Annotated in this window: 27 protein-coding genes; 21 read left to right on the top strand and 6 right to left on the bottom strand. The window is 73.8% G+C overall.

Annotated elements, in window-relative coordinates; translation table 11 throughout:
- Positions 1-57 precede the first annotated feature (57 nt).
- The 10 genes from hisD (at position 58) to WN71_RS04870 (ending at position 7,824) form a co-directional block, all read left to right on the top strand.
- The gene (gene hisD / locus WN71_RS04910; protein WP_046592695.1) at positions 58-1,383 is read left to right on the top strand and encodes a histidinol dehydrogenase; all 1,326 of its coding nucleotides are present in this window, start codon (positions 58-60) and stop codon (positions 1,381-1,383) included.
- Positions 1,380-2,519 (top strand): histidinol-phosphate transaminase, encoded by a 1,140-nt coding sequence (locus tag WN71_RS04905; protein WP_046592696.1) that lies wholly within the window; start codon positions 1,380-1,382, stop codon positions 2,517-2,519. The genes hisD and WN71_RS04905 overlap by 4 nt, the downstream gene beginning before the upstream one ends.
- Positions 2,516-3,109 carry an imidazoleglycerol-phosphate dehydratase HisB gene (hisB, locus tag WN71_RS04900; RefSeq protein WP_015661105.1) on the top strand — a complete coding sequence of 198 codons (594 nt, stop codon included), beginning with the start codon at positions 2,516-2,518 and terminating at the stop codon, positions 3,107-3,109. The genes WN71_RS04905 and hisB overlap by 4 nt, the downstream gene beginning before the upstream one ends.
- Positions 3,110-3,113: 4 nt before the next feature.
- On the top strand, positions 3,114-3,278 hold the full coding sequence (locus tag WN71_RS41750) for a hypothetical protein (RefSeq protein ID WP_046592697.1): 165 nt from the start codon (positions 3,114-3,116) through the stop codon (positions 3,276-3,278).
- Positions 3,275-3,916, top strand: a complete 642-nt coding sequence (gene hisH / locus WN71_RS04895; RefSeq protein ID WP_046592698.1) for an imidazole glycerol phosphate synthase subunit HisH — start codon at positions 3,275-3,277, stop codon at positions 3,914-3,916. The genes WN71_RS41750 and hisH overlap by 4 nt, the downstream gene beginning before the upstream one ends.
- Before the next feature lie 3 nt (positions 3,917-3,919).
- Positions 3,920-4,645 carry a bifunctional 1-(5-phosphoribosyl)-5-((5-phosphoribosylamino)methylideneamino)imidazole-4-carboxamide isomerase/phosphoribosylanthranilate isomerase PriA gene (priA, locus tag WN71_RS04890; protein WP_046592699.1) on the top strand — a complete coding sequence of 242 codons (726 nt, stop codon included), beginning with the start codon at positions 3,920-3,922 and terminating at the stop codon, positions 4,643-4,645.
- The gene (locus WN71_RS04885) at positions 4,642-5,037 is read left to right on the top strand and encodes a Rid family hydrolase (protein ID WP_046592700.1); all 396 of its coding nucleotides are present in this window, start codon (positions 4,642-4,644) and stop codon (positions 5,035-5,037) included. The genes priA and WN71_RS04885 overlap by 4 nt, the downstream gene beginning before the upstream one ends.
- Positions 5,034-5,789 (top strand): imidazole glycerol phosphate synthase subunit HisF, encoded by a 756-nt coding sequence (gene hisF / locus WN71_RS04880; protein ID WP_046592701.1) that lies wholly within the window; start codon positions 5,034-5,036, stop codon positions 5,787-5,789. The genes WN71_RS04885 and hisF overlap by 4 nt, the downstream gene beginning before the upstream one ends.
- Before the next feature lie 119 nt (positions 5,790-5,908).
- Positions 5,909-6,496 carry a transcriptional regulator gene (locus WN71_RS04875; protein ID WP_206300016.1) on the top strand — a complete coding sequence of 196 codons (588 nt, stop codon included), beginning with the start codon at positions 5,909-5,911 and terminating at the stop codon, positions 6,494-6,496.
- Positions 6,493-7,824, top strand: coding sequence for an MFS transporter (locus WN71_RS04870; RefSeq protein ID WP_046592703.1), 1,332 nt, complete (start codon positions 6,493-6,495; stop codon positions 7,822-7,824). The genes WN71_RS04875 and WN71_RS04870 overlap by 4 nt, the downstream gene beginning before the upstream one ends.
- A 33-nt stretch (positions 7,825-7,857) precedes the next feature.
- Here the strand turns inward: WN71_RS04870 and WN71_RS04865 are convergent, their stop codons facing one another.
- Positions 7,858-8,493, bottom strand: coding sequence for a TIGR03085 family metal-binding protein (locus WN71_RS04865; RefSeq protein WP_046592704.1), 636 nt, complete (start codon positions 8,491-8,493; stop codon positions 7,858-7,860).
- Positions 8,494-8,575: 82 nt separating this feature from the next.
- Between WN71_RS04865 and hisI the strand changes: the two genes are divergently transcribed.
- From hisI to lgt, 11 genes are all read left to right on the top strand, one after another.
- A complete protein-coding gene (gene hisI, locus WN71_RS04860) occupies positions 8,576-8,971 on the top strand; it encodes a phosphoribosyl-AMP cyclohydrolase (RefSeq protein ID WP_046592705.1) in 396 nt (131 codons plus the stop codon).
- 11 nt (positions 8,972-8,982) lie between these two features.
- Positions 8,983-10,461 (top strand): anthranilate synthase component I, encoded by a 1,479-nt coding sequence (locus WN71_RS04855; RefSeq protein WP_046592706.1) that lies wholly within the window; start codon positions 8,983-8,985, stop codon positions 10,459-10,461.
- Positions 10,462-10,624: 163 nt separating this feature from the next.
- Positions 10,625-11,275 carry a TIGR02234 family membrane protein gene (locus WN71_RS04850; RefSeq protein ID WP_046592707.1) on the top strand — a complete coding sequence of 217 codons (651 nt, stop codon included), beginning with the start codon at positions 10,625-10,627 and terminating at the stop codon, positions 11,273-11,275.
- A gap of 180 nt (positions 11,276-11,455) precedes the next feature.
- Entirely contained in the window at positions 11,456-11,722 is a 267-nt protein-coding gene (locus WN71_RS04845; RefSeq protein ID WP_046592708.1) for an HGxxPAAW family protein, read from the top strand.
- Positions 11,723-11,999: 277 nt separating this feature from the next.
- Entirely contained in the window at positions 12,000-12,362 is a 363-nt protein-coding gene (locus WN71_RS04840; protein WP_079177657.1) for a DUF2752 domain-containing protein, read from the top strand.
- Positions 12,363-12,603: 241 nt separating this feature from the next.
- The gene (gene trpC / locus WN71_RS04835; protein WP_046592710.1) at positions 12,604-13,413 is read left to right on the top strand and encodes an indole-3-glycerol phosphate synthase TrpC; all 810 of its coding nucleotides are present in this window, start codon (positions 12,604-12,606) and stop codon (positions 13,411-13,413) included.
- A 21-nt stretch (positions 13,414-13,434) separates the two neighbouring features.
- Complete coding sequence (trpM, locus tag WN71_RS39555; RefSeq protein WP_079177654.1) at positions 13,435-13,623, top strand: tryptophan biosynthesis modulator TrpM; 189 nt, start codon at positions 13,435-13,437, stop codon at positions 13,621-13,623.
- A 250-nt stretch (positions 13,624-13,873) separates the two neighbouring features.
- Positions 13,874-15,157, top strand: a complete 1,284-nt coding sequence (trpB, locus tag WN71_RS04830) for a tryptophan synthase subunit beta (RefSeq protein ID WP_046592711.1) — start codon at positions 13,874-13,876, stop codon at positions 15,155-15,157.
- Positions 15,154-15,972, top strand: coding sequence for a tryptophan synthase subunit alpha (gene trpA, locus WN71_RS04825; RefSeq protein ID WP_046592712.1), 819 nt, complete (start codon positions 15,154-15,156; stop codon positions 15,970-15,972). The genes trpB and trpA overlap by 4 nt, the downstream gene beginning before the upstream one ends.
- Before the next feature lie 148 nt (positions 15,973-16,120).
- The gene (locus WN71_RS04820; RefSeq protein WP_046592713.1) at positions 16,121-16,897 is read left to right on the top strand and encodes a DsbA family protein; all 777 of its coding nucleotides are present in this window, start codon (positions 16,121-16,123) and stop codon (positions 16,895-16,897) included.
- Between the two features lie 84 nt (positions 16,898-16,981).
- Positions 16,982-17,986: a prolipoprotein diacylglyceryl transferase gene (gene lgt / locus WN71_RS04815; protein ID WP_046592714.1), complete on the top strand. Its 1,005-nt coding sequence runs from the start codon at positions 16,982-16,984 to the stop codon at positions 17,984-17,986.
- A 199-nt stretch (positions 17,987-18,185) separates the two neighbouring features.
- On the opposite strand, the gene WN71_RS04810 is transcribed toward lgt, so the two are convergent.
- From WN71_RS04810 to WN71_RS04790, 5 genes are read right to left on the bottom strand one after another with little or no spacing between them, the layout of a single operon-like run.
- Positions 18,186-19,013 (bottom strand): HpcH/HpaI aldolase/citrate lyase family protein, encoded by an 828-nt coding sequence (locus WN71_RS04810; protein ID WP_046592715.1) that lies wholly within the window; start codon positions 19,011-19,013, stop codon positions 18,186-18,188.
- Positions 19,010-20,212 carry a CaiB/BaiF CoA transferase family protein gene (locus WN71_RS04805; protein WP_046592716.1) on the bottom strand — a complete coding sequence of 401 codons (1,203 nt, stop codon included), beginning with the start codon at positions 20,210-20,212 and terminating at the stop codon, positions 19,010-19,012. The genes WN71_RS04810 and WN71_RS04805 overlap by 4 nt, the downstream gene beginning before the upstream one ends.
- A complete protein-coding gene (rbsK, locus tag WN71_RS04800) occupies positions 20,209-21,102 on the bottom strand; it encodes a ribokinase (protein WP_046592717.1) in 894 nt (297 codons plus the stop codon). Before rbsK ends, WN71_RS04805 begins: the two co-directional genes overlap by 4 nt.
- Entirely contained in the window at positions 21,099-22,817 is a 1,719-nt protein-coding gene (locus WN71_RS39550; protein ID WP_079177653.1) for an ADP-ribosylglycohydrolase family protein, read from the bottom strand. Before WN71_RS39550 ends, rbsK begins: the two co-directional genes overlap by 4 nt.
- Positions 22,805-23,980 (bottom strand): ADP-ribosylglycohydrolase family protein, encoded by a 1,176-nt coding sequence (locus tag WN71_RS04790; protein WP_046588965.1) that lies wholly within the window; start codon positions 23,978-23,980, stop codon positions 22,805-22,807. The genes WN71_RS39550 and WN71_RS04790 overlap by 13 nt, the downstream gene beginning before the upstream one ends.
- Between the last annotated feature and the right edge of the window lie 2 nt (positions 23,981-23,982).

Below are 23,982 nucleotides of genomic sequence, written 5' to 3'. Positions count from 1 at the left end.
TATCAGCCATTGATACGCGCGAACGGCGCCCGGCGCGGGTCTGAGAGAATTGGGTACGTGATCTCCCGAATCGATCTGCGCGGCGACGCCCTCCCGGAGGGTCCCGCCCTGCGCGACCTGCTGCCCCGAGCCGAGTTCGACGTACAGGCCGCACTGGAGAAGGTGCGTCCGATCTGCGAGGCCGTACATCATCGGGGAGACGCGGCACTGATCGACTTCGCGGAGAAGTTCGACGGCGTACGGCTGGAATCCGTGCGCGTCCCGGCCGAGGCGCTCGCCGACGCCCTGGAGCGGCTCGACCCGGCCGTGCGCGCGGCCCTGGAGGAGTCGATCCGCCGCGCCCGCCTGGTCCACCGCGCCCAGCGCCGCAGCGACCACACCACGCAGGTGGTGCCCGGCGGCACGGTCACCGAGAAGTGGGTCCCGGTCGAGCGCGTCGGGCTGTACGCGCCGGGCGGTCGCTCGGTCTACCCGTCCTCCGTGATCATGAACGTGGTGCCCGCGCAGGAGGCCGGCGTCGGCTCGATCGCGCTCGCCTCCCCGGCCCAGGCCGCGTTCGACGGCCTGCCGCACCCGACGATCCTCGCCGCCTGCGCCCTGCTCGGCGTCGACGAGGTGTACGCGGCGGGCGGCGCGACCGCCGTCGCGATGTTCGCCTACGGCACCGAGTCCTGCGCCCCCGCCAACATGGTCACCGGCCCCGGCAACATCTGGGTCGCGGCCGCCAAGCGCTACTTCACCGGCCGGATCGGCATCGACGCCGAGGCGGGCCCGACCGAGATCGCGGTCCTCGCCGACGACACGGCCGACCCGGTGCACGTCGCCGCCGACCTGATCAGCCAGGCCGAGCACGACCCGCTGGCGGCGGCCGTGCTGGTCACCGACTCGGTCGCGCTGGCCGACGCGGTCGAGAAGGAGCTGGAGCCGCAGATCACGGCCACCAAGCACATCGACGACCGGATCCGCCCGGCCCTGGCCGGCCGGCAGTCCGCGATCGTCCTCGTCGACGGCGTCGACGAGGGCCTCAGGGTGGTCGACGCGTACGGCGCCGAGCACCTGGAGATCCAGACCGCCGACGCGGCCGCGGTCGCGGACCGGGTGCGGAACGCGGGCGCGATCTTCATCGGCCCCTGGGCGCCGGTCTCCCTCGGCGACTACGCGGCGGGCTCCAACCACGTGCTGCCCACCGGCGGTTGCGCCTGCCACTCCTCGGGCCTGTCGGTCCAGTCCTTCCTGCGCGGCATCCACGTCGTCGACTACACGAAGGACGCGCTGGCCGAGGTCGCGCACCACGTGGTCACGCTGGCCGAGGCGGAGGACCTGCCCGCGCACGGCGCGGCGATCAAGGCGAGGTTCGGGTGGAAGGTGCCGGCGAGCAAGTGAACTTCGGAATCGACGACCTGCCCGTCCGGGACGAACTGCGCGGCAAGTCCCCATACGGTGCCCCCCAGTTGGACGTGCCCGTCCGGCTGAACACCAACGAGAACCCCTACCCGCTGCCGGAACCGCTCGTCGAGCGGATCGCCGAGCGGGTCCGCGAGGCGGCCCGGAACCTCAACCGCTACCCGGACCGCGACGCGGTCGAGCTGCGCACCCGGCTCGCCGAGTACCTGACGGACACCTCCGGGTACGAGGTCGGCGTCGCCAACGTGTGGGCGGCCAACGGCTCCAACGAGGTCCTCCAGCAGCTGCTCCAGACCTTCGGCGGTCCCGGCCGCACCGCGATCGGCTTCGAGCCGTCGTACTCGATGCACGCGCTCATCGCGCGCGGCACCGGCACCGGGTGGATCTCGGGGCCGCGGCACGAGGACTTCACGATCGACCTCGCGGCCGCCGAGCGCGCGATCGCCGAGAACCGGCCCGACGTCGTCTTCGTGACGACCCCCAACAACCCCACGGGCAACGCGGTCCCGCCCGAGACGGTGCTCGCGCTGTACGAGGCGGCGCAGGCGGCGGGCCCCTCGATGGTGATCGTGGACGAGGCCTACATCGAGTTCAGCCACGGCGACTCGCTGCTGCCGCTGCTCGACGGCCGCCCGAACCTGGTGATCTCCCGCACCATGTCCAAGGCGTTCGGCGCCGCCGGCCTCCGGCTCGGCTACCTCGCCGCGCACCCGGCCGTGGTGGACGCCGTACAGCTGGTGCGGCTGCCGTACCACCTGTCGGCCGTGACCCAGGCGACCGCCCTGGCCGCCCTGGAGCACACCGGCACGCTGCTCGGCTATGTCGAGCAGCTGAAGGCCGAGCGGGACCGCCTGGTGAGCGAACTGCGCGCGGGCGGCTTCGAGGTCGTCGAGTCCGACGCGAACTTCGTGCAGTTCGGCCGCTTCGACGACGCCCACAAGGCCTGGCAGCGGATCCTCGACCGGGGCGTCCTGGTCCGGGACAACGGCATCCCGGGGTGGCTGCGCGTCAGCGCCGGCACCCCCGAGGAGAACGACGCGTTCCTCGACGCGGTACGTGACGTGAAGTGTTTCGTGGGGGACGGCCCCACACCCCCGAAGGAGCAGAGCGCATGAACCGCGTGGGACGCGTGGAGCGGGTGACCAAGGAGACGTCGGTGCTCGTCGAGATCGATCTCGACGGCAGCGGCAAGGTCGACGTGTCGACCGGGGTCGGTTTCTACGACCACATGCTCGACCAGCTCGGCCGGCACGGTCTGTTCGACCTGACCGTGAAGACCGAGGGCGATCTCCACATCGACTCGCACCACACCATCGAGGACACCGCCCTCGCCCTCGGCGCCGCCTTCAAGCAGGCGCTCGGCGACAAGGTCGGCATCTACCGCTTCGGCAACTGCACCGTCCCGCTGGACGAGTCGCTCGCCCAGGTGACCGTCGACCTCTCCGGCCGCCCCTACCTCGTGCACACCGAGCCCGAGAACATGGCGCCGATGATCGGCGAGTACGACACCACCATGACCCGGCACATCCTGGAGTCGTTCGTCGCCCAGGCCCAGATCGCGCTGCACGTCCACGTGCCCTACGGCCGCAACGCGCACCACATCGTGGAGTGCCAGTTCAAGGCGCTGGCCCGAGCGCTCCGTTACGCCAGCGAGCGGGACCCGCGCGCCGCCGGCATCCTCCCCTCCACGAAGGGCGCGCTGTAACCCCATGAACGGACTGTCCACCGTCCTCATCGTCGTCGGGCTCTTCCTCCTCGGCGGCATCATCTCCTTCGTCAAGCAGAAGATGCCCCGCGGCCTCATCGTGCTGCTCTCGCTCAGCGCCGCGTTCTGCCTCGTGGCCGGCGTGATGCGGCTGCAGGTGTGGAGTTGACCGCGCGCAAGCGCGTGGTCGTCTTCGACTACGGCTTCGGGAACGTCCGTTCCGCCGAGCGCGCCCTCGCGCGCACGGGAGCCGAGGTCGAGATCACCCGCGACTTCGACACCGCGATGAACGCCGACGGGCTGCTCGTGCCCGGCGTGGGCGCGTTCGCCGCCTGCATGACCGGGCTGCGCGAGGCCCGCGGCGACTGGATCATCGACCGTCGGCTCTCCGGCGGCCGCCCCGTGATGGGCATCTGCGTCGGCATGCAGATCCTCTTCGCCCGCGGCATCGAGCACGGCGTGGAGAGCGAGGGCCTCGACGAGTGGCCCGGCTCGGTCGAGCCGCTCCAGGCCGAGATCGTGCCCCACATGGGCTGGAACACCGTGGACGCCCCCGCCGACTCGGAGCTGTTCGCCGGCCTCGACGCCGACGCGCGGTTCTACTTCGTGCACTCCTACGCCGTCCACGAGTGGGCCCTTCAGACGCTGAACCCCGTGATCGCGGCCCCCAAGGTGACCTGGGCGACGCACGGCAAGCCCTTCGTCGCCGCGGTGGAGAACGGCGCCCTGTGCGCCACCCAGTTCCACCCCGAGAAGTCCGGCGACGCCGGTGCCCAGCTCCTGACCAACTGGATCGGAACCCTGTAGACCATGGCCAAGCTCGAACTGCTCCCCGCCGTCGACGTCCGAGACGGCCAGGCCGTACGCCTCGTGCACGGCGAGTCCGGCACCGAGACCTCCTACGGCTCCCCGCTGGAGGCCGCGCTCGCCTGGCAGCGCTCCGGCGCCGAGTGGCTGCACCTGGTCGACCTCGACGCCGCGTTCGGCACCGGCGACAACCGCGACCTGATCGCCGAGGTCGCCGGCGCGATGGACATCAAGGTCGAGCTGTCCGGCGGCATCCGCGACGACGAGACCCTCGCCGCCGCCCTCGCCACCGGCTGCACCCGCGTCAACCTCGGCACCGCCGCCCTGGAGACCCCCGAGTGGGTCGCCAAGGTCATCGCCGAGCACGGTGACAAGATCGCCGTCGGTCTCGACGTCCGCGGCACCACCCTGCGCGGCCGCGGCTGGACCCGGGACGGCGGCGACCTCTACGAGACGCTGGACCGCCTGAACAAGGAGGGCTGCGCCCGCTACGTCGTCACCGACATCGCCAAGGACGGCACCCTCCAGGGCCCCAACCTGGAGCTGCTGCGCGGCGTCTGCGCGGCCACCGACCGCCCGGTCGTGGCCTCCGGCGGCGTCTCCTCGCTCGACGACCTGCGCGCCATCGCCGAGCTGGTCCCGCTCGGTGTCGAGGGCTCGATCGTCGGGAAGGCCCTGTACGCCAAGGCGTTCACCCTGGAAGAGGCACTGGAGGCTGTGGCCCGGTGAGCGGCGTACGACGTGTGAGTACGGGCGCGCCCTGGGAGGAGCAGTTCGGCTACTCCCGCGCGGTGGAACTGCCCAGCGGGCTGGTGCTGGTCTCGGGCTGCACCTCCGTCGTGGACGGAGAGATCGTCGGGGGCGGCCCGTACGAGCAGGCGGTGAACTCCTTCAACGTCGCGCTGGGCGCGCTCGGACAACTGGGCCTCGGCCGCGACGACGTCGTGCGGACCCGCATGTACATCACCCACGCACGGGACGTGGAGGAGGTCGGGCGCGCCCACAAGGAGCTGTTCGACACCGTCCGGCCCGCCGCAACCATGATCATCGTCTCCGGTTTCGTCGACCCCAGCCTGGTCGTCGAGATCGAGGTGGAGGCGTTCCGAGGAGTGCCCGCATGACCCTGGCCGTACGAGTCATCCCCTGCCTGGACGTGGACAACGGGCGGGTCGTCAAGGGCGTCAACTTCCAGAACCTGCGCGACGCGGGCGACCCCGTCGAGATGGCCAAGGTCTACGACGCCGAGGGCGCCGACGAGTTGACGTTCCTCGACATCACGGCGTCCTCCGGCGACCGCGAGACGACCTACGACGTGGTGCGCCGCACCGCCGAGCAGGTCTTCATCCCGCTGACCGTCGGCGGCGGCGTCCGTACCGCCGAGGACGTGGACAAGCTGCTGCGGGCCGGCGCGGACAAGGTCGGCGTGAACACGGCGGCGATCGCCCGCCCCGAGCTGATCCAGGAGATCGCCGAGCGCTTCGGCCGGCAGGTGCTGGTGCTGTCCGTGGACGCGCGGCGCACGCCGGCCGGGAGCTTCGAGGTGACCACCCACGGCGGCCGCCGCGGCACCGGCATCGACGCCGTCGAGTGGGCGCACCGGGCCGCCGAACTGGGCGCGGGCGAGATCCTGCTCAACTCGATGGACGCGGACGGCACCAAGGACGGCTACGACCTGGAGATGATCGCGGCCGTCCGCAAGCACGTCACGGTCCCCGTCATCGCCTCCGGCGGCGCGGGCAGCCTGGCGCACTTCCCCCCGGCGGTGGCGGCGGGCGCGGACGCGGTCCTCGCCGCGTCGGTCTTCCACTTCGGCGACCTGCGCATCGGCGAGGTCAAGCAGACGCTGCGGGGGGCCGGCCACCCGGTCAGGTGACGGGCGCCCTTTCAGGGGCGCAACGACCATCGCGCAACGAATCTTGCGCAACGAATATTGCGCAATTTTTCTTGCGCATCTAGGGTCGGCGTGTGACCCCACCCGTGCCCCCGGACGAGATGCGCATCACCGACCTCGGAACGCTGAAGGCGTTCGCGCACCCACTGCGCCTCACGCTGTACCGGGCCCTGCACGTGGCCCGCACGGCGACCGCCTCCCAGCTCGCCGGACAGGTCGGCGAGGCGGTGTCGCTGGTCAGCTACCACCTGCGCAAGCTCGCCGAGCACGGCCTGATCGAGGAGGCCGCACCGCAGAGCGGCGACGGCCGCGAGCGCTGGTGGCGGCCCGCCGCCGAGGGCCTCACCGTGCGCTACGAGGACCTCAAGGGCGCCCCCGAACTGGTCGCCGCCCAGGGCGCGCTCACCCGCATCCTGCTGGAGCAGCGGGCCGCGCTCTACCGCCGTCACCTCGACGAGTCCGCGACCTGGAGCGACGACTGGCGCTCGGCCGGCTTCGACGCCGAGTACCTGCCGCGCCTGACCGCGCCCGAACTCGCCGACCTCCAGCGCGAGCTGGACGCACTGATCAGGAAGTACCAGGCCCTGGGCCGGTCCGCCGAGGCCGCGGGCGACACCCGGGGCCGCGAGAACGTCGCGATCCACCTGTACGGATTCCCGTTCCGCACCCGAGAGGACCGACAGCCGTGACCGCCACGCTCATACCCTCCGCCGCCACGGCCGACCGCCCCGCCCACCGCGACGGCAACGTCCTGCGCTGGCTCGCCGCCTACACCTCCTCGATGATCGGCGACAACGTCTACTACATCGCCCTCTCCTGGGCGGCCGTCCAGGCGGGCACGCCCTCCCAGGCCGGTCTCGTCCTGTCCGTCAGCGCCGTGCCGCGGGCCGTGCTGCTGCTCGGCGGGGGAGTGGTCGCCGACCGCTTCGGGCCACGCCGGGTCGTCATCGGCAGCGACACCGTGCGCTGCGCCGCCGTCCTCGCCGTCGCCGCGCTGCTCTTCACCACCCGGCCCGGCCTGTGGCCGCTGGCCCTGCTCGCCCTCGTCTTCGGCACCGTCGACGCCGTCTTCCTGCCCGCCGTCGGCGCCCTGCCCCCGCGGATCACCGGCAAGACGCAGCTGGCCCGCGTCCAGGGGATGCGCGGCCTCGCGATCCGCGCCGCCAACGTGATCGGCGCGCCGCTGGGCGGCCTGGCCGTCGCCCTGGGCGGCGCCGCGTCCGCCTTCGCCGCGGCCGGCCTGCTGATCGCGGTGTCGGTGCCACTGCTGGTGTCCGTACGGATGCGCGACCTGCCCGCGGACCCGGCCCCCGTGCGGATGCGCGACCTGCCTGCCGAGGACCCGGCCCCCGCGTGCGTGCGTGACCTGCCCGACGAGGACACCGCCTCCGGCGCAGCGGGCGGGCGCAGCGCCTGGCAGGACCTCAAGGACGGGCTGCGCCACATCCGCGCCCATCGCGTGCTCGCCCCGCTCATGCTCGTCATCGCCCTCGGCGACCTCGGCTTCGTCGGCCCGCTCAACGTCGGGCTGACCCTGCTGGCCGACGAACGGGGCTGGGGCGCGGCCGGCATGGGCTGGGTGCTCGCCGGGTTCGGGACGGGCGCCGGCCTCGCCGCGCTGCTGCTCACCGTCCGCGGCCGGCTGCCGCACGCCGGACGGGTGGCCGGCTGCGCCATCGTCGCCGGCTGTATGGCCATCGCCGCCCTCGCCCGGGTGCCCGCGCTGACCGCCGCCGTCGGTGTCGCGGTCCTCGTCGGCCTGCTCGCCGGACTCAGCGGCGTGCTCTGCGGGGCGCTGCTCCAGACCCTGACCGAGCCCGCCTACCTCGGCCGGGTCACCGCCGTCTCCAGCCTGGTCAGCCTCGGCCTGACCCCGCTGAGCATGCCGCTGTGCGCCGCCGCGATCGGCGCGTGGGGCACCGGGCCGGTCTTCGCGGTCAGCGCGGCGGTGTGCGGCCTCGGCGGTGTCGTGGCGCTCGCCGTACCGGGACTCCGGCAGGCGGAGCTGCCCACCTGAGAACGGCCCGGCCGGGGCCCGCGGACACCGCCCTCAGATCCCCAGCTGCTTCGCCTCGTGCAGCTTCGCGATGGCGGTCTCGTCGCCGTCCAGATGCACCTTCGCGGCGCTCTGCCGGCCGTGGACGAAGACCAGCAGCTCGGACGGCTCGCCCGTCACGGTGACGACCGGGGCCCCGCGATGGGCCACCGCCGTCTGGCCGTCGGGACGGCGCAGCACCATGCCCGTCGGCGCGCCCCGGCCCATCAGCTTCGCGGTGCGCTCCAGCCGCGACCACAGGGCGTCCTGGAACACCGGGTCGAGCTCGCGCGGCGTCCACTCCGGCTGCGCGCGGCGGACGTCCTCGGTGTGGACGTAGAACTCCACCGTGTTGGACATCTCGTCCACCTGCTTGAGGTTGAACGGCGAGAAGCGCGGCGGCCCCGTCCGGATCAGCTGCACGAGCTCCTCGTACGGCTTCGCGGCGAACTCCGCCAGGACCCGGTCGAGCCGGGACGCCAGCTGCTTGATCAGGATGCCGCCGGCCGCGTCGGGCCGCCGTTCGCGCACCACCACGTGCGCCGCGAGCTGGCGGGTCTGCCAGCCGTCGCAGAGGGTCGGGGCGTCGGGGCCCGCGGTCTCCAAGATGTCGGCGAGCAGAAGCCGTTCACGCTGGGCGAAGGTCGACATGCGTGAAGCCTACGACCGTCGCGCCGGGTCCGGACAGTGGACGTGGCCCGGGCGTGCCGCCCGCGCGCGGCACAATGGCGCCATGACCCGTACGCCCCCGCCCAGCGCCCTCGCCCCCGAGATCGCCGCGCGCCTCAAGCGCAGCCCCGACGGACTCGTCCCCGCGATCGCCCAGCAGTACGACACCGGTGAGGTGCTGATGCTGGGCTGGATGGACGACGAGGCGCTGCACCGCACGCTGACGACCGGCCGCTGCACCTACTGGTCGCGCAGCCGCCGGGAGTACTGGGTCAAGGGCGACACATCCGGCCACTTCCAGTGGGTGAAGTCCGTCGCCCTCGACTGCGACGCGGACACCGTGCTCGTCAAGGTCGACCAGGTCGGCGCCGCGTGCCACACCGGCGCCCGCACCTGCTTCGACGAGGACGTGCTGCTGAAGGACGGCGCCGATTCGGGCGCGCCGCACCAGGATCAGTAGGGTCAGCGGCCATGGACCTCGAGACGTTCCGCAAGCTGGCCACCGACCGGCGGGTCATCCCGGTCACCCGCAAGCTCCTCGCCGACGGCGACACCCCGGTCGCCCTCTACCGCAAGCTCGCCGCCGAGCGCCCCGGCACCTTCCTGCTGGAGTCCGCGGAGAACGGACGCTCCTGGTCCCGCTACTCGTTCGTCGGGGTCCGCTCCGCCGCGACCCTCACCGAGCGCGACGGCGCCGCCCACTGGCTGGGCACCCCGCCGGTCGGCGTCCCCGTGGAGGGCGATCCGCTGGCCGCCCTGCGGGCCACCATCGAGGCCCTGCACACCCCGCACCAGGAGGGCCTGCCGCCGTTCACCGGCGGCATGGTCGGCTACCTCGGCTACGACATCGTGCGCCGCCTGGAGAAGATCGGCCCGGGCGAGCGCGACGACCTGCGGCTGCCCGAGCTGACCATGCTCCTCACCAGCGACCTCGCCGTGATGGACCACTGGGAGGGCTCCGTCCTGCTGATCGCCAACGCGATCAACCACAACGACCTGGAGACCGGCGTCGACGAGGCCCACGCCGACGCCGTGGCCCGGCTCGACGCGATGGAGGCCGACCTCACCCGGCCGGTCGCCCAGCCGCCCGCCCACCTGCCGCCGTCCGAGCTGCCCGCGTACACCGCGCTGTGGGGCGGCCCCGACTACCAGGCGGCCGTCGAGGACGTGAAGGAGCGCATCCGGGCCGGCGAGGCGTTCCAGGTCGTGCCCTCCCAGCGGTTCGAGACGCCGTGCACCGCGAGCGCGCTGGACGTCTACCGGGTGCTGCGGGCCACCAACCCGTCGCCGTACATGTACCTCTTCCGCTTCGACGGGTTCGACGTCGTCGGCTCCAGCCCCGAGGCGCTGGTGAAGGTCGAGGACGGGCGGGCGATGGTCCACCCCATCGCGGGCACCCGGCACCGCGGGGCGACCCCGCAGGAGGACCAGGCCCTCGCCGACGAGCTGCTCGCCGACCCCAAGGAGCGCGCCGAGCACCTCATGCTGGTCGACCTCGGCCGCAACGACCTGGGCCGGGTCTGCGAGCCGGGCTCCGTCGAGGTCGTCGACTTCATGTCCGTCGAGCGCTACTCGCACGTGATGCACATCGTCTCGACCGTGACCGGCCGGGTCGCCGCCGGCCGCACCGCCTTCGACGTGCTGACCGCCTGCTTCCCGGCCGGCACCCTCTCCGGCGCCCCGAAGCCCCGCGCGATGCAGATCATCGACGAGCTGGAGCCCTCCCGCCGCGGCCTGTACGGCGGCTGCGTCGGCTACCTCGACTTCGCGGGCGACTCCGACACCGCCATCGCCATCCGCACCGCCCTGCTGCGCGACGGCACGGCCTACGTGCAGGCCGGCGCGGGCGTGGTCGCCGACTCCGACCCGGTCGCCGAGGACAACGAGTGCCGCAACAAGGCCGCCGCCGTCCTGCGCGCGGTGCACACCGCGAACCGGCTCAACTCCTAGCCACTCTCAGGGATCTCCCAGGATTCCCCCAGGGCGCGGCCAGGGCACTCCCAGGGTTCGCCCCGGTGAGTGCCCGGCGGCCCGGCGGTGAACGGGCGGCGCGGCGGGCGTGACCAGATGGAGACATGCCCCGATTGACGTTTCACCGCTCGCGCAAGCGATAGTGGAGTACGTGACTGCTGTTCCTCACCCCCGTTCCGAAGCCGCGGACCCCGCCCGGTCCGGCCGCCGGAGTCTCGCCGTAGCCCTGCTCTTCGGGGCGCTCGGCGCGGCCGTCGCGCTGCTGGCGACCCGGCAGCGCTGGTCCGCCGGCACCGCGACGGTGGCCGGCGGCGCGTTCCCCCTCACCGCCAAGGGCAGCGACGTCACCGGCGTCCCCGCGGCCCTCGCGATAGTGGGCCTCGCCGCGCTGGTCGCCGTCTTCGCCGTCCGCCGCGCCGGGCGCTTCCTCGTCGCCGCGCTGCTCGCGCTCTCCGGCGCGGGCACCGTCGCCGCCGCGCTGCTCGGCGCCTCCGACAGTTCCGCGCTCGACGACCAGGCCGCCAAGGCCACCGGCGACACCTCCGCGAGCGTCGAGTCGCTCACCCACACCGGCTGGCCGTACGTCGCCGCCGTGGGCGGGCTGCTGCTCCTCCTCGCCGGACTGCTCGCCCTGCGCTACGGCCGCCTGTGGCCCGCCATGTCCGGCCGCTACGAGCGCGACGGCACCCCCCGCCCGCGCCGCCGCCCGCAGCCCGCCGACCCCGACCGGCCCGAGGAGATGTGGAAGGCCATGGACCGCGGCGAGGACCCCACGAGCTCCGGCACGGCGTAGCCCGACCCCTGCCGCGCGGCCCGGCGGGGACCTTCGGTCCGGGCCGAAGGTCCCGGTGTGGCGAACGAGACGCCCCCAGGGGGCCACCCCGTGCCCCGCCGCGCCCGCGCGTACGGGACAATGAAGGACGAGCGTCGGCTCGGACGCGTACAAGACGTACCCAGCAACGAGGAGCAAGTCATGGCGGGCAGCAGCCACGGTCACACCCCGGCCGCCTGGACCGGTGTCACGATCGCCTTCATCGGTTTCTGCGTCTCGGGCGCCTTCATGGTGATGGCGAACCCGGCCGGTTTCTGGGGAGGCCTCGCGATCGTGGCGCTCGGCGGCGTGATCGGCTGGGTCATGAGCAACATGGGCCTCGGCCAGCCGAAGGACCTCCCCACCGACCTGCGGACGAAGCTCGCCCCGGCCCCCGCGAAGCGCGAGCCGGTCGGCGTCGAGAGCTGATCCGCCGCCCCCCGGGGCAGCGCGAGGGAGCCCACCCAGGGGTGGCGAGCACCCGGCGCACCTCGGGGCGGCGCTGAGCACCACGTGGAGGGGCGCCCCGACGCCGTAGCAGGCACGGGGCGCCCCTCACGCGTGTCACCGGCCCGCGACCCCCCTCCGCCCCGCGCGCCGACCCGCGGCGGGGCACAATACGGGCGTGAACGCCGACGCCCACGGGGCTCCCAGGACGACGCCGCCGGCCGGTACCGCGCTGAGCAGGCTGGCCGTGCCCGCCGGGATGCTGGCGGCCGTCGCCGCCGCGTTCGCCTACGTCGGGACGGTGGACCCCAACCACCCCGGCCACTACCCGCCCTGCCCCCTGTACCGCTTCACGGGCCTGTACTGCCCCGGCTGCGGCGGGCTGCGCAGCGCGCACGCCTTCATCCACGGCGACCTCGCCGGGGCGCTGCACGACAACGCCGTCGCCGTGCTCGGCTACGGCGTCTTCGCCGTGCTGTGGGCCGTCTGGGCGATTCGCGCGGCGCGCGGGCTGCCCTTCAGGATCGACCCCGGCCGGGGCCGGATGTGGGCGCTGGGCGCGCTGGTCGCGGTCTTCACCGTGGTCCGCAACCTGCCGTTCGGGGGCTGGCTGCACCCCTGACGGCGCGGCCCTGCCGCCGGATTCCCGCCGTCCGGTCGACCCGCGAGCGGGCGTCCGCGCACCGGGCCCCGTACCCGGCCCCGGAGAACGTCCAGGTAGTGGGACCGCCGTCAACCGGATGTGAGGCTTACCCCGTCCTCCGGATACCATCGCAGTGACCATCCGTTTCGCCCCGTAAGGCGGAGCCCGGCCGGGGAACCGGCCACTCGACAAGTCAACCGTTCGAAAGGGGGCCGCTCGCGTGAGTGTGCTCGACGAGATCATCGACGGAGTCCGTGCCGACCTTGCGGAGCGGCAGGCGCGCGTCAGCCTCGACGAGCTCAAGGAGCGCGCGGCGAAGGCCCCGGCCGCCAAGGACGGCGTCGCCGCCCTGCGCGGCGAGGGCGTGAAGGTGATCTGCGAGGTCAAGCGCTCCAGCCCCTCCAAGGGCGCGCTGGCCGCGATCGCCGACCCCGCCGGACTCGCCGCGGACTACGAGGCGGGCGGCGCGGCCGTCATCTCCGTGCTGACCGAGCAGCGCCGCTTCGGGGGCTCGCTCGCCGACCTGGAGGCGGTCCGCGCCCGCGTGGACATCCCGGTCCTGCGCAAGGACTTCATCGTCACGTCGTACCAGCTGTGGGAGGCCCGCGCGTACGGCGCCGACGTCGCCCTGCTGATCGTCGCCGCCCTCGACCAGCCGGCCCTGGAGTCGCTGATCGAGCGCGCCGAGTCCATCGGCCTGACCGCGCTCGTCGAGGTGCACGACGAGGACGAGGTGGAGCGCGCGGTGGACGCGGGCGCCAAGATCATCGGCGTCAACGCCCGCAACCTGAAGACCCTCGAGGTCGACCGCGGCACCTTCGAGCGCGTCGCGCCCGAGATCCCCGACCACATCGTCAAGATCGCCGAGTCGGGCGTCCGCGGCCCGCACGACCTCATCGCGTACGCCAACGCCGGCGCCGACGCGGTCCTGGTCGGCGAGTCCCTGGTCACCGGCCGCGACCCGCGCACCGCGGTCTCCGACCTGGTCGCCGCCGGCGCCCACCCGGCGCTCCGGCACGGCCGCGGCTGACCACCCGCTAGGCTTTCCCCGATGACTTCCGAAGCGACACCCCCGGACCGGTACGCCCGCCTCGCGCGCGGCTGCCGCCCGAGGGGCTGCCGCGCCCCGGCCCGCCGCATCCACGGCCGCCGGGTCAGGTACGTCATCGGCGACGAACCGGGCCAGGTCAACGGCATGCGATGGCACCGCGCCCCCGTCGGGGCGCGGGGCTCCGTCTGATCCGCGGTCACCGCCGCGCCCCTGAGGGGCGCGGGGAACTGCGCGAGCAACCCCGGACGGCAGTCGGCCGAAAGACAGCCCCACGTGCCCCTCAGGGGCGCAGGGCTGTGTCTGACGTGCGGCTCCTGCCGCGCCTTTCAGGGGCGCGAGGAACTGCGCGATCGGCCACTGACGGCAGTCGGTCGACAGACACCCCCCGCCCCACGGCGAGCAGTGATCTCCCACCGCAGACACACCGTGAGGTACACGCATGTCCAGTGACTTCTTCATTCCCGACCCCGAGGGTCAGGTTCCCAGCGCCGAGGGCTACTTCGGCGCCTTCGGCGGCAAGTTCATCCCGGAGGCCCTGGTGGCCGCCGTCGACGAGGTCGCCGTCGAGTACGACAAGGCCAAGCACGACCCCGAGTTCGCCCGCGAGCTCGACGACCTGCTCGTGCACTACACCGGCCGCCCCAGCTCCCTGACCGAGGTGCCGCGGTTCGCCGCCGAGGCCGGTGGCGCACGGATCTTCCTCAAGCGCGAGGACCTCAACCACACCGGCTCGCACAAGATCAACAACGTGCTCGGGCAGGCCCTGCTCACCAAGCGCATGGGCAAGACCCGGGTGATCGCGGAGACCGGCGCCGGCCAGCACGGCGTCGCCACCGCCACCGCCTGCGCGCTGTTCGGGCTCGACTGCACCATCTACATGGGCGAGATCGACACCCGGCGCCAGGCCCTCAACGTGGCCCGGATGCGGATGCTCGGCGCCGAGGTCGTCGCCGTGAAGTCCGGCAGCCGCACCCTCAAGGACGCCATCAACGAGGCGTTCCGCGACTGGGTCGCCAACGTCGACCGCACCCACTACCTGTTCGGCACCGTCGCGGGACCGCACCCCTTCCCCGCCATGGTCCGCGACTTCCACCGGGTCATCGGCGTCGAGGCCCGCCGCCAGCTGCTGGAGCGTGCGGGCCGGCTGCCCGACGCCGCGGTCGCCTGCGTCGGCGGCGGCTCCAACGCCATCGGCCTCTTCCACGCCTTCATCCCCGACGCGGACGTACGCCTCATCGGCTGCGAGCCCGCGGGCCACGGCGTGGAGACGGGCGAGCACGCGGCGACGCTGACCGCGGGCGAGCCCGGCATCCTGCACGGCTCCCGGTCCTACGTCCTCCAGGACGAGGAGGGCCAGATCACCGAGCCGTACTCGATCTCGGCGGGGCTCGACTACCCCGGCATCGGGCCCGAGCACTCGTACCTCAAGGACAGCGGCCGCGCCGAGTACCGGGCCGTCACCGACGACGCCGCGATGCAGGCCCTGCGGCTGCTGTCGCGCACCGAGGGAATCATCCCGGCGATCGAGAGCGCCCACGCCCTCGCGGGCGCCCTGGAGGTGGGCCGGGAGCTCGGCCCGGACGGGCTGATCGTCGTCAACCTCTCCGGCCGCGGCGACAAGGACATGGACACCGCCGCCCGCTACTTCGGCCTCTACGACACCGACGCAGAGGTCGCCGCGGACGCCGCCGACACCGCCGAGATCGAGGGAGACGCCAAGTGAGCGGAAACATCCAGCTGCTGACCGACACCCTCGCCGCCGCGAAGGCCGAGGACCGGGCCGCGCTCATCGCCTACCTGCCGGCCGGGTTCCCGACCGTCGACGGCGGCATCGCGGCGGTCAAGGCCGTGCTCGAGAGCGGTGCGGACGTCGTCGAGGTCGGCTTCCCGCACAGCGACCCGGTCCTCGACGGCCCGGTCATCCAGACCGCCGACGACATCGCCCTGCGCGGCGGGGTGAAGATCGCGGACGCGCTGCGGACCGTCCGCGAGGCGCACGAGGCGACCGGCAAGCCGATCCTCGTGATGACCTACTGGAACCCCATCGACCGCTACGGCGTCGAGCGCTTCACCGCCGAGCTCGCCGAGGCCGGCGGCGCGGGCTGCATCCTGCCGGACCTGCCGGTCCAGGAGTCGGCCCTGTGGCGCGAGCACGCCGAGAAGCACGGCCTCGCGACGATCTTCGTCGTGGCGCCCAGCAGCAAGGACGCGCGGCTCGCCGAGATCACCGCGGCGGGCAGCGGCTTCGTCTACGCCGCCTCGCTCATGGGCGTCACCGGCACCCGCGAGTCGGTCGGCGCACAGGCGCAGGACCTGGTGGAGCGCACCCGGGCGACCGGCAGCGGCCTGCCCGTCTGCGTCGGCCTCGGCGTCTCCGACGCCAGGCAGGCCGCCGAGGTGGCCGGGTTCGCCGACGGGGTGATCGTCGGCTCCGCGTTCGTCAAGCGGATGCTCGACGCGCCGGACGAGGCGGCCGGCCTCGACGCGGTGCGGGCCCTGGCGGGCGACCTCGCGAAGGGCGTCCGCCGGCAGGCGTGACGGGCGGAGTCCGCCGCTCGGCCGGCAGGCCTGACGAGCGGAGTCCGCCGCTCCCGGTATGACGGTGTGACCAGGACATTCGGTCACTCGAACGGGTGGAGCTGGGACCGGGGAGGCGCGTTGCGCCTCCCCGGTTCGTTTGCCGGGTGTGAGCGAGAAGAACCGTGACGGAAAGCGCAACGCCAGGGACCGGCTGGCGGTCGAGCGCGAGAAGCAGAGGGCCGCGGACCGGCGCCGCCGCACGCTGATCGTGGGTGCGAGCGTGGTCTGCGTCCTCGGACTGGCGGCGGTGATCGGCATCGTCGCCGCGAACTCCGGCAAGGACAGCGGCAGCACGGCGTCCGGGCCCGTGGTGGCGCCCTCCGGCGCGCAGGGCAAGGACAGCCTCGCGATCCCCGTCGGCAAGGACAGCGCGAAGTCGACGCTCACCGTCTGGGAGGACTTCCGCTGCCCGGCCTGCAAGGCCTTCGAGACGACGTACCGGCCGACGATCCACGAACTGACCGACTCCGGGCAGATGAGAGTCGAGTACCACCTGGTCACGCTGATCGACGGCAACCTCGGCGGCAGCGGCTCCAAGCGCGCGGCCAACGCGGCGGCCTGCGCCCAGGACGCCGGGAAGTTCCGCGACTACCACGACGTGCTCTACGAGAACCAGCCCGAGGAGACGGACGACGCCTACTCCAGCAACGCCAAGCTGATCGAGCTGGCGGGCAAGGTCCCGGGCCTGGTCACGCCCACGTTCCGCGCCTGTGTCAACGACGGCACCCACGACAGCTGGGTGGCGAAGTCCAACAAGGCCTTCCAGTCGGGCGGCTTCTCCGGCACGCCGACGGTCCTGCTGAACGGCAAGAACATCTACCAGGACTCCACATTGACCCCGGCCAAGCTGAAGCAGATGGTGGAAGAGGCGAACAAGAAGTGAGGGGCTTTCCCTCCCTCCCGTTATGGAGCCGTAGCCGGGCTGCCTGCCGAGCGCCCCGCCCGGCACGGTAGCGTCGACCCTGCCATGGAACTTGCCTACATCCCCAGCCCGTCGCGCGGGGTCCTCCACCTCGGACCCATCCCGCTGCGCGGCTACGCGTTCTGCATCATCATCGGCGTCTTCATCGCCGTCTGGCTCGGCAACAAGCGCTGGATCGCCCGGGGTGGGCGGGCCGGCACGGTGGCCGACATCGCGGTCTGGGCCGTGCCGTTCGGCCTGGTCGGCGGCCGGCTCTACCACGTGATCACGGACTACGAGCTGTACTTCAGCGAGGGCCGTGACTGGGTGGACGCGTTCAAGGTCTGGCAGGGCGGCCTGGGGATCTGGGGCGCGATCACGCTCGGCGCGGTCGGCGCGTGGATCGGCTGCCGCCGCCGGGGCATCGCGCTGCCGGCCTACGCGGACGCCGTCGCGCCCGGCATCGCCTTCGCCCAGGCGATGGGCCGCTGGGGCAACTGGTTCAACCAGGAGCTGTACGGCCGTGAGACGCATGTCCCGTGGGCGCTGCACATCACGTCGTCGGCGGACGGCCGGGTGCCCGGCTACTACCACCCGACGTTCCTGTACGAGTCCCTGTGGTGCATCGGCGTCGGCTTCCTGGTGATCTGGGCCGACCGCCGCTTCAAGCTCGGGCACGGGCGGGCGTTCGCGCTGTATGTCGCCGCGTACTGCGTGGGCCGCGGCTGGATCGAGTACATGCGCGTCGACGACGCCCACCACATCCTCGGTCTGCGGCTGAACGACTGGACCGCGATGATCGTGTTCGTCCTCGCGGTGACCTACATGGTGCTGTCGTCGCGGCTGCGCCCCGGCCGCGAGACGGTGGTGGAACCCGGCGCGGAGACCGTTGCCGCGGAGGCCGCTGCCGCGGAGGAGAGCACGGAGGGGTCCGAGGACCCGGCGGCCGACGAGGAGCCCCCGGCCGAGGACGCCACCGCGAAGCAGGAACCCGCGGAGGACTCCGCCCCCGCTCCGGCCCCCGAGGCGGAGACCGAGGACGAACCGGAGTCGGCAGCCAAGAAGAGCTGACCCCACACCCCCACCACGCCGAGGGCGCCCGGACCTACTCCGGCCGCCCTCGCCGCGTATGGGCCCGCCCCATCAGGGGCGCGGGGAACTGCGCGAGCGACCACGACGCACCCGCAGGTGCGAGGGACGGTCACCGGGCCGCCACCCCGTCAGGGGGCGCGGGGAACTGCGCGAAGACCCCGACGCACCCGCGCCGTACTCACCCCGCCCCCCGCGGAGCGGCCCGGCTCAGGGTCCGGCGCGCCGCCGCCACCACCGCCGCGTCGATGAACTGACCGTTCGGCAGCGCCTGCGCCCCCTGCCCCGCCGCGGCCACCCGGACCACGGTCTCGGCCTCCTCGATCTCCCGGTCGGTCGGCAGATAGGCCCGCTCGATGATCGGAAGCTGCCGGGGATGGATCGCCGCCCGCCCCACGAACCCGAGGGCCCGCCCGTGCGCACAGGACGCGGCCAGGCCCTCCAGGTCACGGATGTCCGGATGGACCGACTGCGGCGGAGGGGCGAGCCCCGCCGCCCGCGCCGCGACCACCACCCGCGAGCGGGACCAGTCGAGCCCCGCATCCTCACGCACGCCCAGGTCCGCGCGCAGGTCCGCCTCGCCGAGCGCGATGCCGCGCAGCGCGGGGTGCGCCGAGGCGATCGCGTACGCCTGCTCGATGCCCAGGGCCGTCTCCAGCAGGGCGTACAGCGGCAGCCGCCCCTCCGTGGCCGCCGCGACCCGGGTGATGTCGGCGGGGTAGCACACCTTCGGCAGCCGCAGCCCGGACAGGCCCGGCGCGTCGAGCAGCGCCTTGAGGTCCGCGTCGGACCACGGCCCGTCCAGCGCGTTCACCCGCACGTGGACCGGAACCGGCTGCGGTTCGCTCAGCAGCTCCGCCGTGGCGTCACGGGCGTAGTCCTTGCGGTCGGGCGTGACCGCGTCCTCCAGGTCCACCACGACCACGTCCGCGCCCGCCAGAAGCGCCTTGGCCACCACCTTCGGGCGGTCCCCGGGGGCGTACAGCCAGGTCAGCGCGGTCCCGCTCATACGGCGCCCTCCGCGCGCAGGGCCGCCAGCTCGGCCTCGGTCACCCCCAGCTCCGCCAGGACCGCCTCCGTGTCCGCGCCGTGCGGGCGCCCCGTCCAGCGGATCGCGCCGGGCGTGGCCGAGAGCCGGAACAGGACGTTCTGCATCCGGACGGGCCCCAGCTCGGGGTCGTCGACGGTGGTCACGGAGTCCAGCGCCCGGTACTGCGGGTCGGTCATCACGTCCCGCACGTCCTGCACCGGCGCCACCGCCGCCTCCGCCTTCTCGAAGGCGGCCAGCACATCGGCGCGGTCGCGCTCCGCGATCCAGCCGCCGACCGCCGCGTCGAGGACGTCGGCGTGGAGGGCACGGTCCGCGCCGGTGGCGAACCACGGTTCGTCGATCAGCTCGGGCCGCCCCACCAGCCGCATCACCCGCTCCGCGACGGACTGCGCCGACGTCGAGACGGCGACCCAGCCGCCGTCCGCCGTCCGGTAGACATTGCGCGGGGCGTTGTTCTGCGAGCGGTTGCCGGTCCGCGGCTGGACATGGCCGAGCTGGTCGTACCAGATGGGCTGGGGGCCGAGGACGGTCAGGATCGGCTCGATGATCGCCATGTCGACGACCTGCCCCGCGCCCGTGCGCTCCCGGGCGGCCAGCGCGGTCATCACCGCGTACGCGGTGGCGAGCCCGGCGATCGAGTCGGCGAGGCCGAACGGCGGCAGGGTCGGCGGCGTGTCCGGCTCCCCGGTGATCGCGGCGAAGCCGCTCATCGCCTCGGCGAGGGTGCCGAAGCCGGGCCGGTGGGCGTAAGGCCCGAACTGCCCGAAGGCCGTCACCCGGGCCAGCACCAGCCGGGGGTTGGCCGCGGACAGCTCGTCCCAGCCGAGGTCCCACTTCTCCAGCGTGCCGGGCCGGAAGTTCTCCACGATCACGTCCGCGGTCGCCGCCAGCCTCAGCAGGGTGGCGCGGCCGCCGGGCCTGGACAGGTTCAGGGTCACCGTGCGCTTGTTGCGGCCGAGCAGTTTCCACCACAGGCCGGTGCCGTTCTTGGCGGGCCCGTGGCCGCGGGACGGGTCGGGTCTGTCGGGGTGCTCGACCTTGATCACCTCGGCGCCGAAGTCGCCGAGCATGGTGGCGGCGAGCGGACCCGCGAACAGGGTGGCGAGGTCGAGGACGCGCAGGCCGCTCAGCGGCGCGCTGCCGGTGCGGGCGCTCATGACGCGTACAGGGCGTCGATCTCGGAGCGGTACGGCATCGACGCCGTCGCGCCCGCCCGCTGCACCGACAGCGCCGCCGCGGCCGCGGCCCAGCGCAGCGCCTCCGGCATGGGCCGGCCCTCGCCGACCGCGACCGCGAGGCAGCCGACGAATGTGTCGCCCGCGCCGGTGGAGTCCACGGCGGTCACCGGCGGCGCGGGCACGGTCAGCGGCTCCGCGTCCCGGGCCGCGTACAGGCTGCCCTCGGCGCCCAGGGTGACCACCACCTCCGGCACCTGCTCCAGCAGCGCGACGGCCGCGGCGCGCGGGTCGGTCAGGCCGGTGAGCGTGGCCGCCTCGTGCTGGTTGGGCACGAGCAGGTCGATCACGGCGAGCAGTTCGGGCGGCAGCGTCCGGGCGGGCGACGGCGTCAGCACCGTGCGCACCCCGTGCCGCCGGGCCGCCTCCGCGCCCGCGACGACGGCGGCGAGCGGGATCTCCAGCTGGAGCAGCAGGGTGTCCGCGGCGGCGATGACGCCCTCGTCGCCGGGGGAGAGGTGGTCGAGGGTGCCGTTCGCGCCGGGGATCACCACGATCGCGTTGCCGCCCTCGTCGTCGACGACGATGTGCGCGGTGCCGGAGGGGCCCTCGACCGTGCGCAGGTCGTCGGTGTCCACCCCGGAGTGCTCCAGGGTGTCGCGCAGCCGCAGGCCGAAGGCGTCGTTGCCCACCGCGCCGATCATCGTGACCTCGGCGCCGGCCCGGGCCGCCGAGATCGCCTGGTTGGCGCCCTTGCCGCCGGGGATCGTACGGAACTCGCGTCCCGTCACGGTCTCTCCGCGCTGCGGGGCCTTCTCGACGTAGGCGACGAGATCCATGTTCGTGCTGCCCAGCACGGCGATGGTGGTCATGGGCGGGAAGCCTCCAGGTGCGTCAGATGGGCGAGGGTGTCGAAGCCGACGCCGTCGAAGTCGGCGACGGAGCTGGCGAGCCGGTTCTTCAGGGGCGCCGTCCACCGCTCGGGCAGCGCCGCGGGCGAACCCGCGAGCAGCCCGGCGATCGATCCGGCGGTGGCGCCGTTGGAGTCGGTGTCCCAGCCGCCCGACACGGCCCGGCGGATCGACCCGTCGAAGTCGCCGTCCGCGTGGGTGAGGGCGGCGGCGATCAGCGCGGCGTTGGGAATCGCGTGCACCCAGTGGTAGGTGCCCGCGTGGCGGGCGTGCAGCGCGTCGACGACGTCGTCGAAGTCGTCGTGCGCCCGTGCGAGCCGGATCGCCTCCCGCACGGCCCGCGCGAGCCGCGACCCGTTCGGCACAACGGCGAGCCCGGCCCGCAGACAGTCGTGCACGGCGCTGCCCCCGCGGCCCCCCGCGCCCGCACCGGTGGCGGGGCTCGGGACGCCCGCACCGGTGGCGGGGCCCGGGACGCCCGCACCGGCGGTGGGGCCCGCTGGGCCCACCCGGCCGGCGGCCCCGGTGCCGCCCGCCGAACCGGCGTCGCGCGGGGCGCCCGCAAGCGCCGTAGTGCCTGCGGGCCCCGCGCCGCCGTCCGCGGCGATGGCGCCCGCGGGGGCGGGAGGGCCCGCGAGGCCCGCGTCGACCGAGGTGCCGGTGCTGCCCGCAGGGGACCTGGTGCCGTCGGCAGGGACGGTGCTGCTGTCTGCGGGGGATCCGGTGCCGCGCGCAGAGACCGCCATGCCGACCGCGGGGCCGCCCGCCGCTGCCGCGATCACCGCCGCGATGAACATCGCCGCGTAGACGCCGTTGGCGGTGTGGGTGAGGGTGGCGTCGCGGTGGGCCTGGGCTGCGGCGGCCGCGGGGTCGCCGGGGTTGGTCCAGCCGTGGACGTCGGCGCGGATCAGGGCGCCGATCCATTCGCGGAACGGGTTGCGCAGGCGGGCGGTGCGCGGGGGTTCGACGCCCGAGAGCAGGTTGCGGTAGGCGACCCGCTCGGCGGTGAAGGTACGGCCCGCGGGAAGTTCGTCGAGCCAGAGCGCGGCCACGTCACGGGTGGTGAAGTCCCGGCCGTGCCGCCTCAGCAGCAGCAGGTTGAGCAGCGGGTAGTTGAGGTCGTCGTCCTCGGGCATCCCGTCGATGTTCTCGGCGAGCGAGGTGGTTGCCGAGCGTCGGTTCCAGGGGTGGGCGGCGAGGAGTTCCGCGGGGACGCCCCGGGCGGTGAAGTATCCGGCCGGCGGCCACGCGCCGCTCGCCCGGCCGAGCAGCCGGATCGCGTCCAGCGGCAGCTTCTCCACCGGCTTGCCCAGCAGACATCCGGCGGCCCGGCCGAGCCAGGCGGCCTCCAGGGCGGCGGCCGGGGGAACGGCCGAACCCCCCGTCGGCGGGGCGGGCCAGTCCGGGCAGCTCGCCCTGATCCGCGCCAGGTCGGTCGGCTCGCTGTCCGCCAACCGGCCGGGCAGATCGGCGAGTTCGTCCAGCAGGTCCTCCGCGAGCTGCCGCAGATAGCGGGAGGCGGGGCGCGGCGAGGCCCCCGCGCGGTCCGGGGCCGGTGCGCCGCCCGCCGCCCGCCAGCGCGCGGCGATCGCCCCGGCCTCGCGGCCGTCCTGGGCGGCCTGACGCAGCTCGTGCCCGAGCAGGTCCTCGGGCTGTACCCAGGTCAGCCGGAGCATCCCGGCTCCCCGAGTTCCGTGAACGCGGCCTCGTGGGCCCGGCGCCTGCGCACGTCCCGCTGGAAGACCTCCCGGGTCACGCCGGTCAGGGTGCGGCCCGGCTCCCACAGGTCGAGGCGGCTGGCCTCGGCGACCGTCTTGGCCCACTCCTCGGGCACCGGCGAGCCGAGCGCGCCGGCCAGCGCGCCCGCCATCGTGGCGATCGAGTCGCAGTCGCGGCCGTAGTTGACCGCGCCGAGCACCGCGTGCCGGAAGTCGCCCCGGGCCACCGTCAACATGCCGAGCGCGACCGGGAGTTCCTCGATGGCGTGCAGCCGCGAGGGGCGGCGGGCGCCGAGCGAGGGCGAGCGGTAGTCGGGTCCGACGGTGTCGTACGGCGCCACCGCCTCGCGCAGCGGGCCGAGCGCCGACTCGAAGTCGCTGTGGCGGGCGGCCACTTCGCAGACCTTCTCGATCGCGGTGCGCGTGCCGTCCTTCGCGAGCGCGAGGCAGGCCGCCACGACCGAGTCGGCCGTGGCGTCCGGCGCGCTCGCCGCGGCGACGGCCGCCGCGAACACCCCCGCCGCCTCACGGCCGTACGACGACTGGTGCGCGCCCGCGATGTCGAGCGCCTCGGCGTAGGCGCCCGCGGGATGGGCCGCGTTGACCAGGCCGACCGGCGCCATGTACATCGCCGCACCGCAGTTGACGATGTTGCCCGAGCCGGCCTCGCGGGGGTCGACATGGCCGTAGTGCAGCCGCGCCACGAGCCACTTCTCGGCGAGGAAGATCCGCTGCAGGGGCAGCGCGTCCGCCTCCAGCTCGGGGATCCAGCGCGGGTTGGACATCAGGTCCGGCACCAGGTGCCCGGCGACGGCGTACGCGTCGAGGTGGTCGCGGACCTCGGCGTAGACCCGTACCAGCGCATGGGTCATCAAGGTGTCGTCGGTGACGTGGCCGTCACCCTTGTGGTACGGGGCGATGGGGCGGGCCGTGCGCCAGGCGTCGCCGTTCCAGGGGCCGACGACGCCGTGCACGCGGCCGCCGTGGCGTTCCAGGATCTGGTCGGGGGAGTAGCCCTCGACCGGGCCGCCGAGGGCGTCGCCGACCGCCGCGCCGACCAGGGCACCGGTGATCCGCTCCTCGAGACCGGCATCCCGGTTTTCTGCTTTTTCGGGCGTCATGC

The sequence above is a fragment of the Streptomyces mangrovisoli genome (genome assembly GCF_000974985.2).
GTDB classification, from domain to species: domain Bacteria; phylum Actinomycetota; class Actinomycetes; order Streptomycetales; family Streptomycetaceae; genus Streptomyces; species Streptomyces mangrovisoli.
Note: the sequence above shows the minus strand (reverse complement) of the source record. Positions and strands in the feature narration are given on the sequence as shown.

Excerpts from the sequence above, each read along its gene's own strand:
- hisB (WP_015661105.1), top strand. The coding sequence starts at position 2,516 with ATGAACCGCGTGGGACGCGTGGAGCGGGTGACCAAGGAGACGTCGGTG.
- WN71_RS41750 (WP_046592697.1), top strand. The coding sequence starts at position 3,114 with ATGAACGGACTGTCCACCGTCCTCATCGTCGTCGGGCTCTTCCTCCTC.
- priA (WP_046592699.1), top strand. The coding sequence starts at position 3,920 with ATGGCCAAGCTCGAACTGCTCCCCGCCGTCGACGTCCGAGACGGCCAG.
- hisF (WP_046592701.1), top strand. The coding sequence starts at position 5,034 with ATGACCCTGGCCGTACGAGTCATCCCCTGCCTGGACGTGGACAACGGG.
- WN71_RS04875 (WP_206300016.1), top strand. The coding sequence starts at position 5,909 with ATGCGCATCACCGACCTCGGAACGCTGAAGGCGTTCGCGCACCCACTG.
- WN71_RS04865 (WP_046592704.1), bottom strand. The coding sequence starts at position 8,493 with ATGTCGACCTTCGCCCAGCGTGAACGGCTTCTGCTCGCCGACATCTTG.
- hisI (WP_046592705.1), top strand. The coding sequence starts at position 8,576 with ATGACCCGTACGCCCCCGCCCAGCGCCCTCGCCCCCGAGATCGCCGCG.
- WN71_RS04855 (WP_046592706.1), top strand. The coding sequence starts at position 8,983 with ATGGACCTCGAGACGTTCCGCAAGCTGGCCACCGACCGGCGGGTCATC.
- WN71_RS04845 (WP_046592708.1), top strand. The coding sequence starts at position 11,456 with ATGGCGGGCAGCAGCCACGGTCACACCCCGGCCGCCTGGACCGGTGTC.
- WN71_RS04840 (WP_079177657.1), top strand. The coding sequence starts at position 12,000 with ATGCTGGCGGCCGTCGCCGCCGCGTTCGCCTACGTCGGGACGGTGGAC.
- trpM (WP_079177654.1), top strand. The coding sequence starts at position 13,435 with ATGACTTCCGAAGCGACACCCCCGGACCGGTACGCCCGCCTCGCGCGC.
- trpB (WP_046592711.1), top strand. The coding sequence starts at position 13,874 with ATGTCCAGTGACTTCTTCATTCCCGACCCCGAGGGTCAGGTTCCCAGC.
- lgt (WP_046592714.1), top strand. The coding sequence starts at position 16,982 with ATGGAACTTGCCTACATCCCCAGCCCGTCGCGCGGGGTCCTCCACCTC.
- WN71_RS04810 (WP_046592715.1), bottom strand. The coding sequence starts at position 19,013 with ATGAGCGGGACCGCGCTGACCTGGCTGTACGCCCCCGGGGACCGCCCG.
- WN71_RS04805 (WP_046592716.1), bottom strand. The coding sequence starts at position 20,212 with ATGAGCGCCCGCACCGGCAGCGCGCCGCTGAGCGGCCTGCGCGTCCTC.
- rbsK (WP_046592717.1), bottom strand. The coding sequence starts at position 21,102 with ATGACCACCATCGCCGTGCTGGGCAGCACGAACATGGATCTCGTCGCC.
- WN71_RS39550 (WP_079177653.1), bottom strand. The coding sequence starts at position 22,817 with ATGCTCCGGCTGACCTGGGTACAGCCCGAGGACCTGCTCGGGCACGAG.
- WN71_RS04790 (WP_046588965.1), bottom strand. The coding sequence starts at position 23,980 with ATGACGCCCGAAAAAGCAGAAAACCGGGATGCCGGTCTCGAGGAGCGG.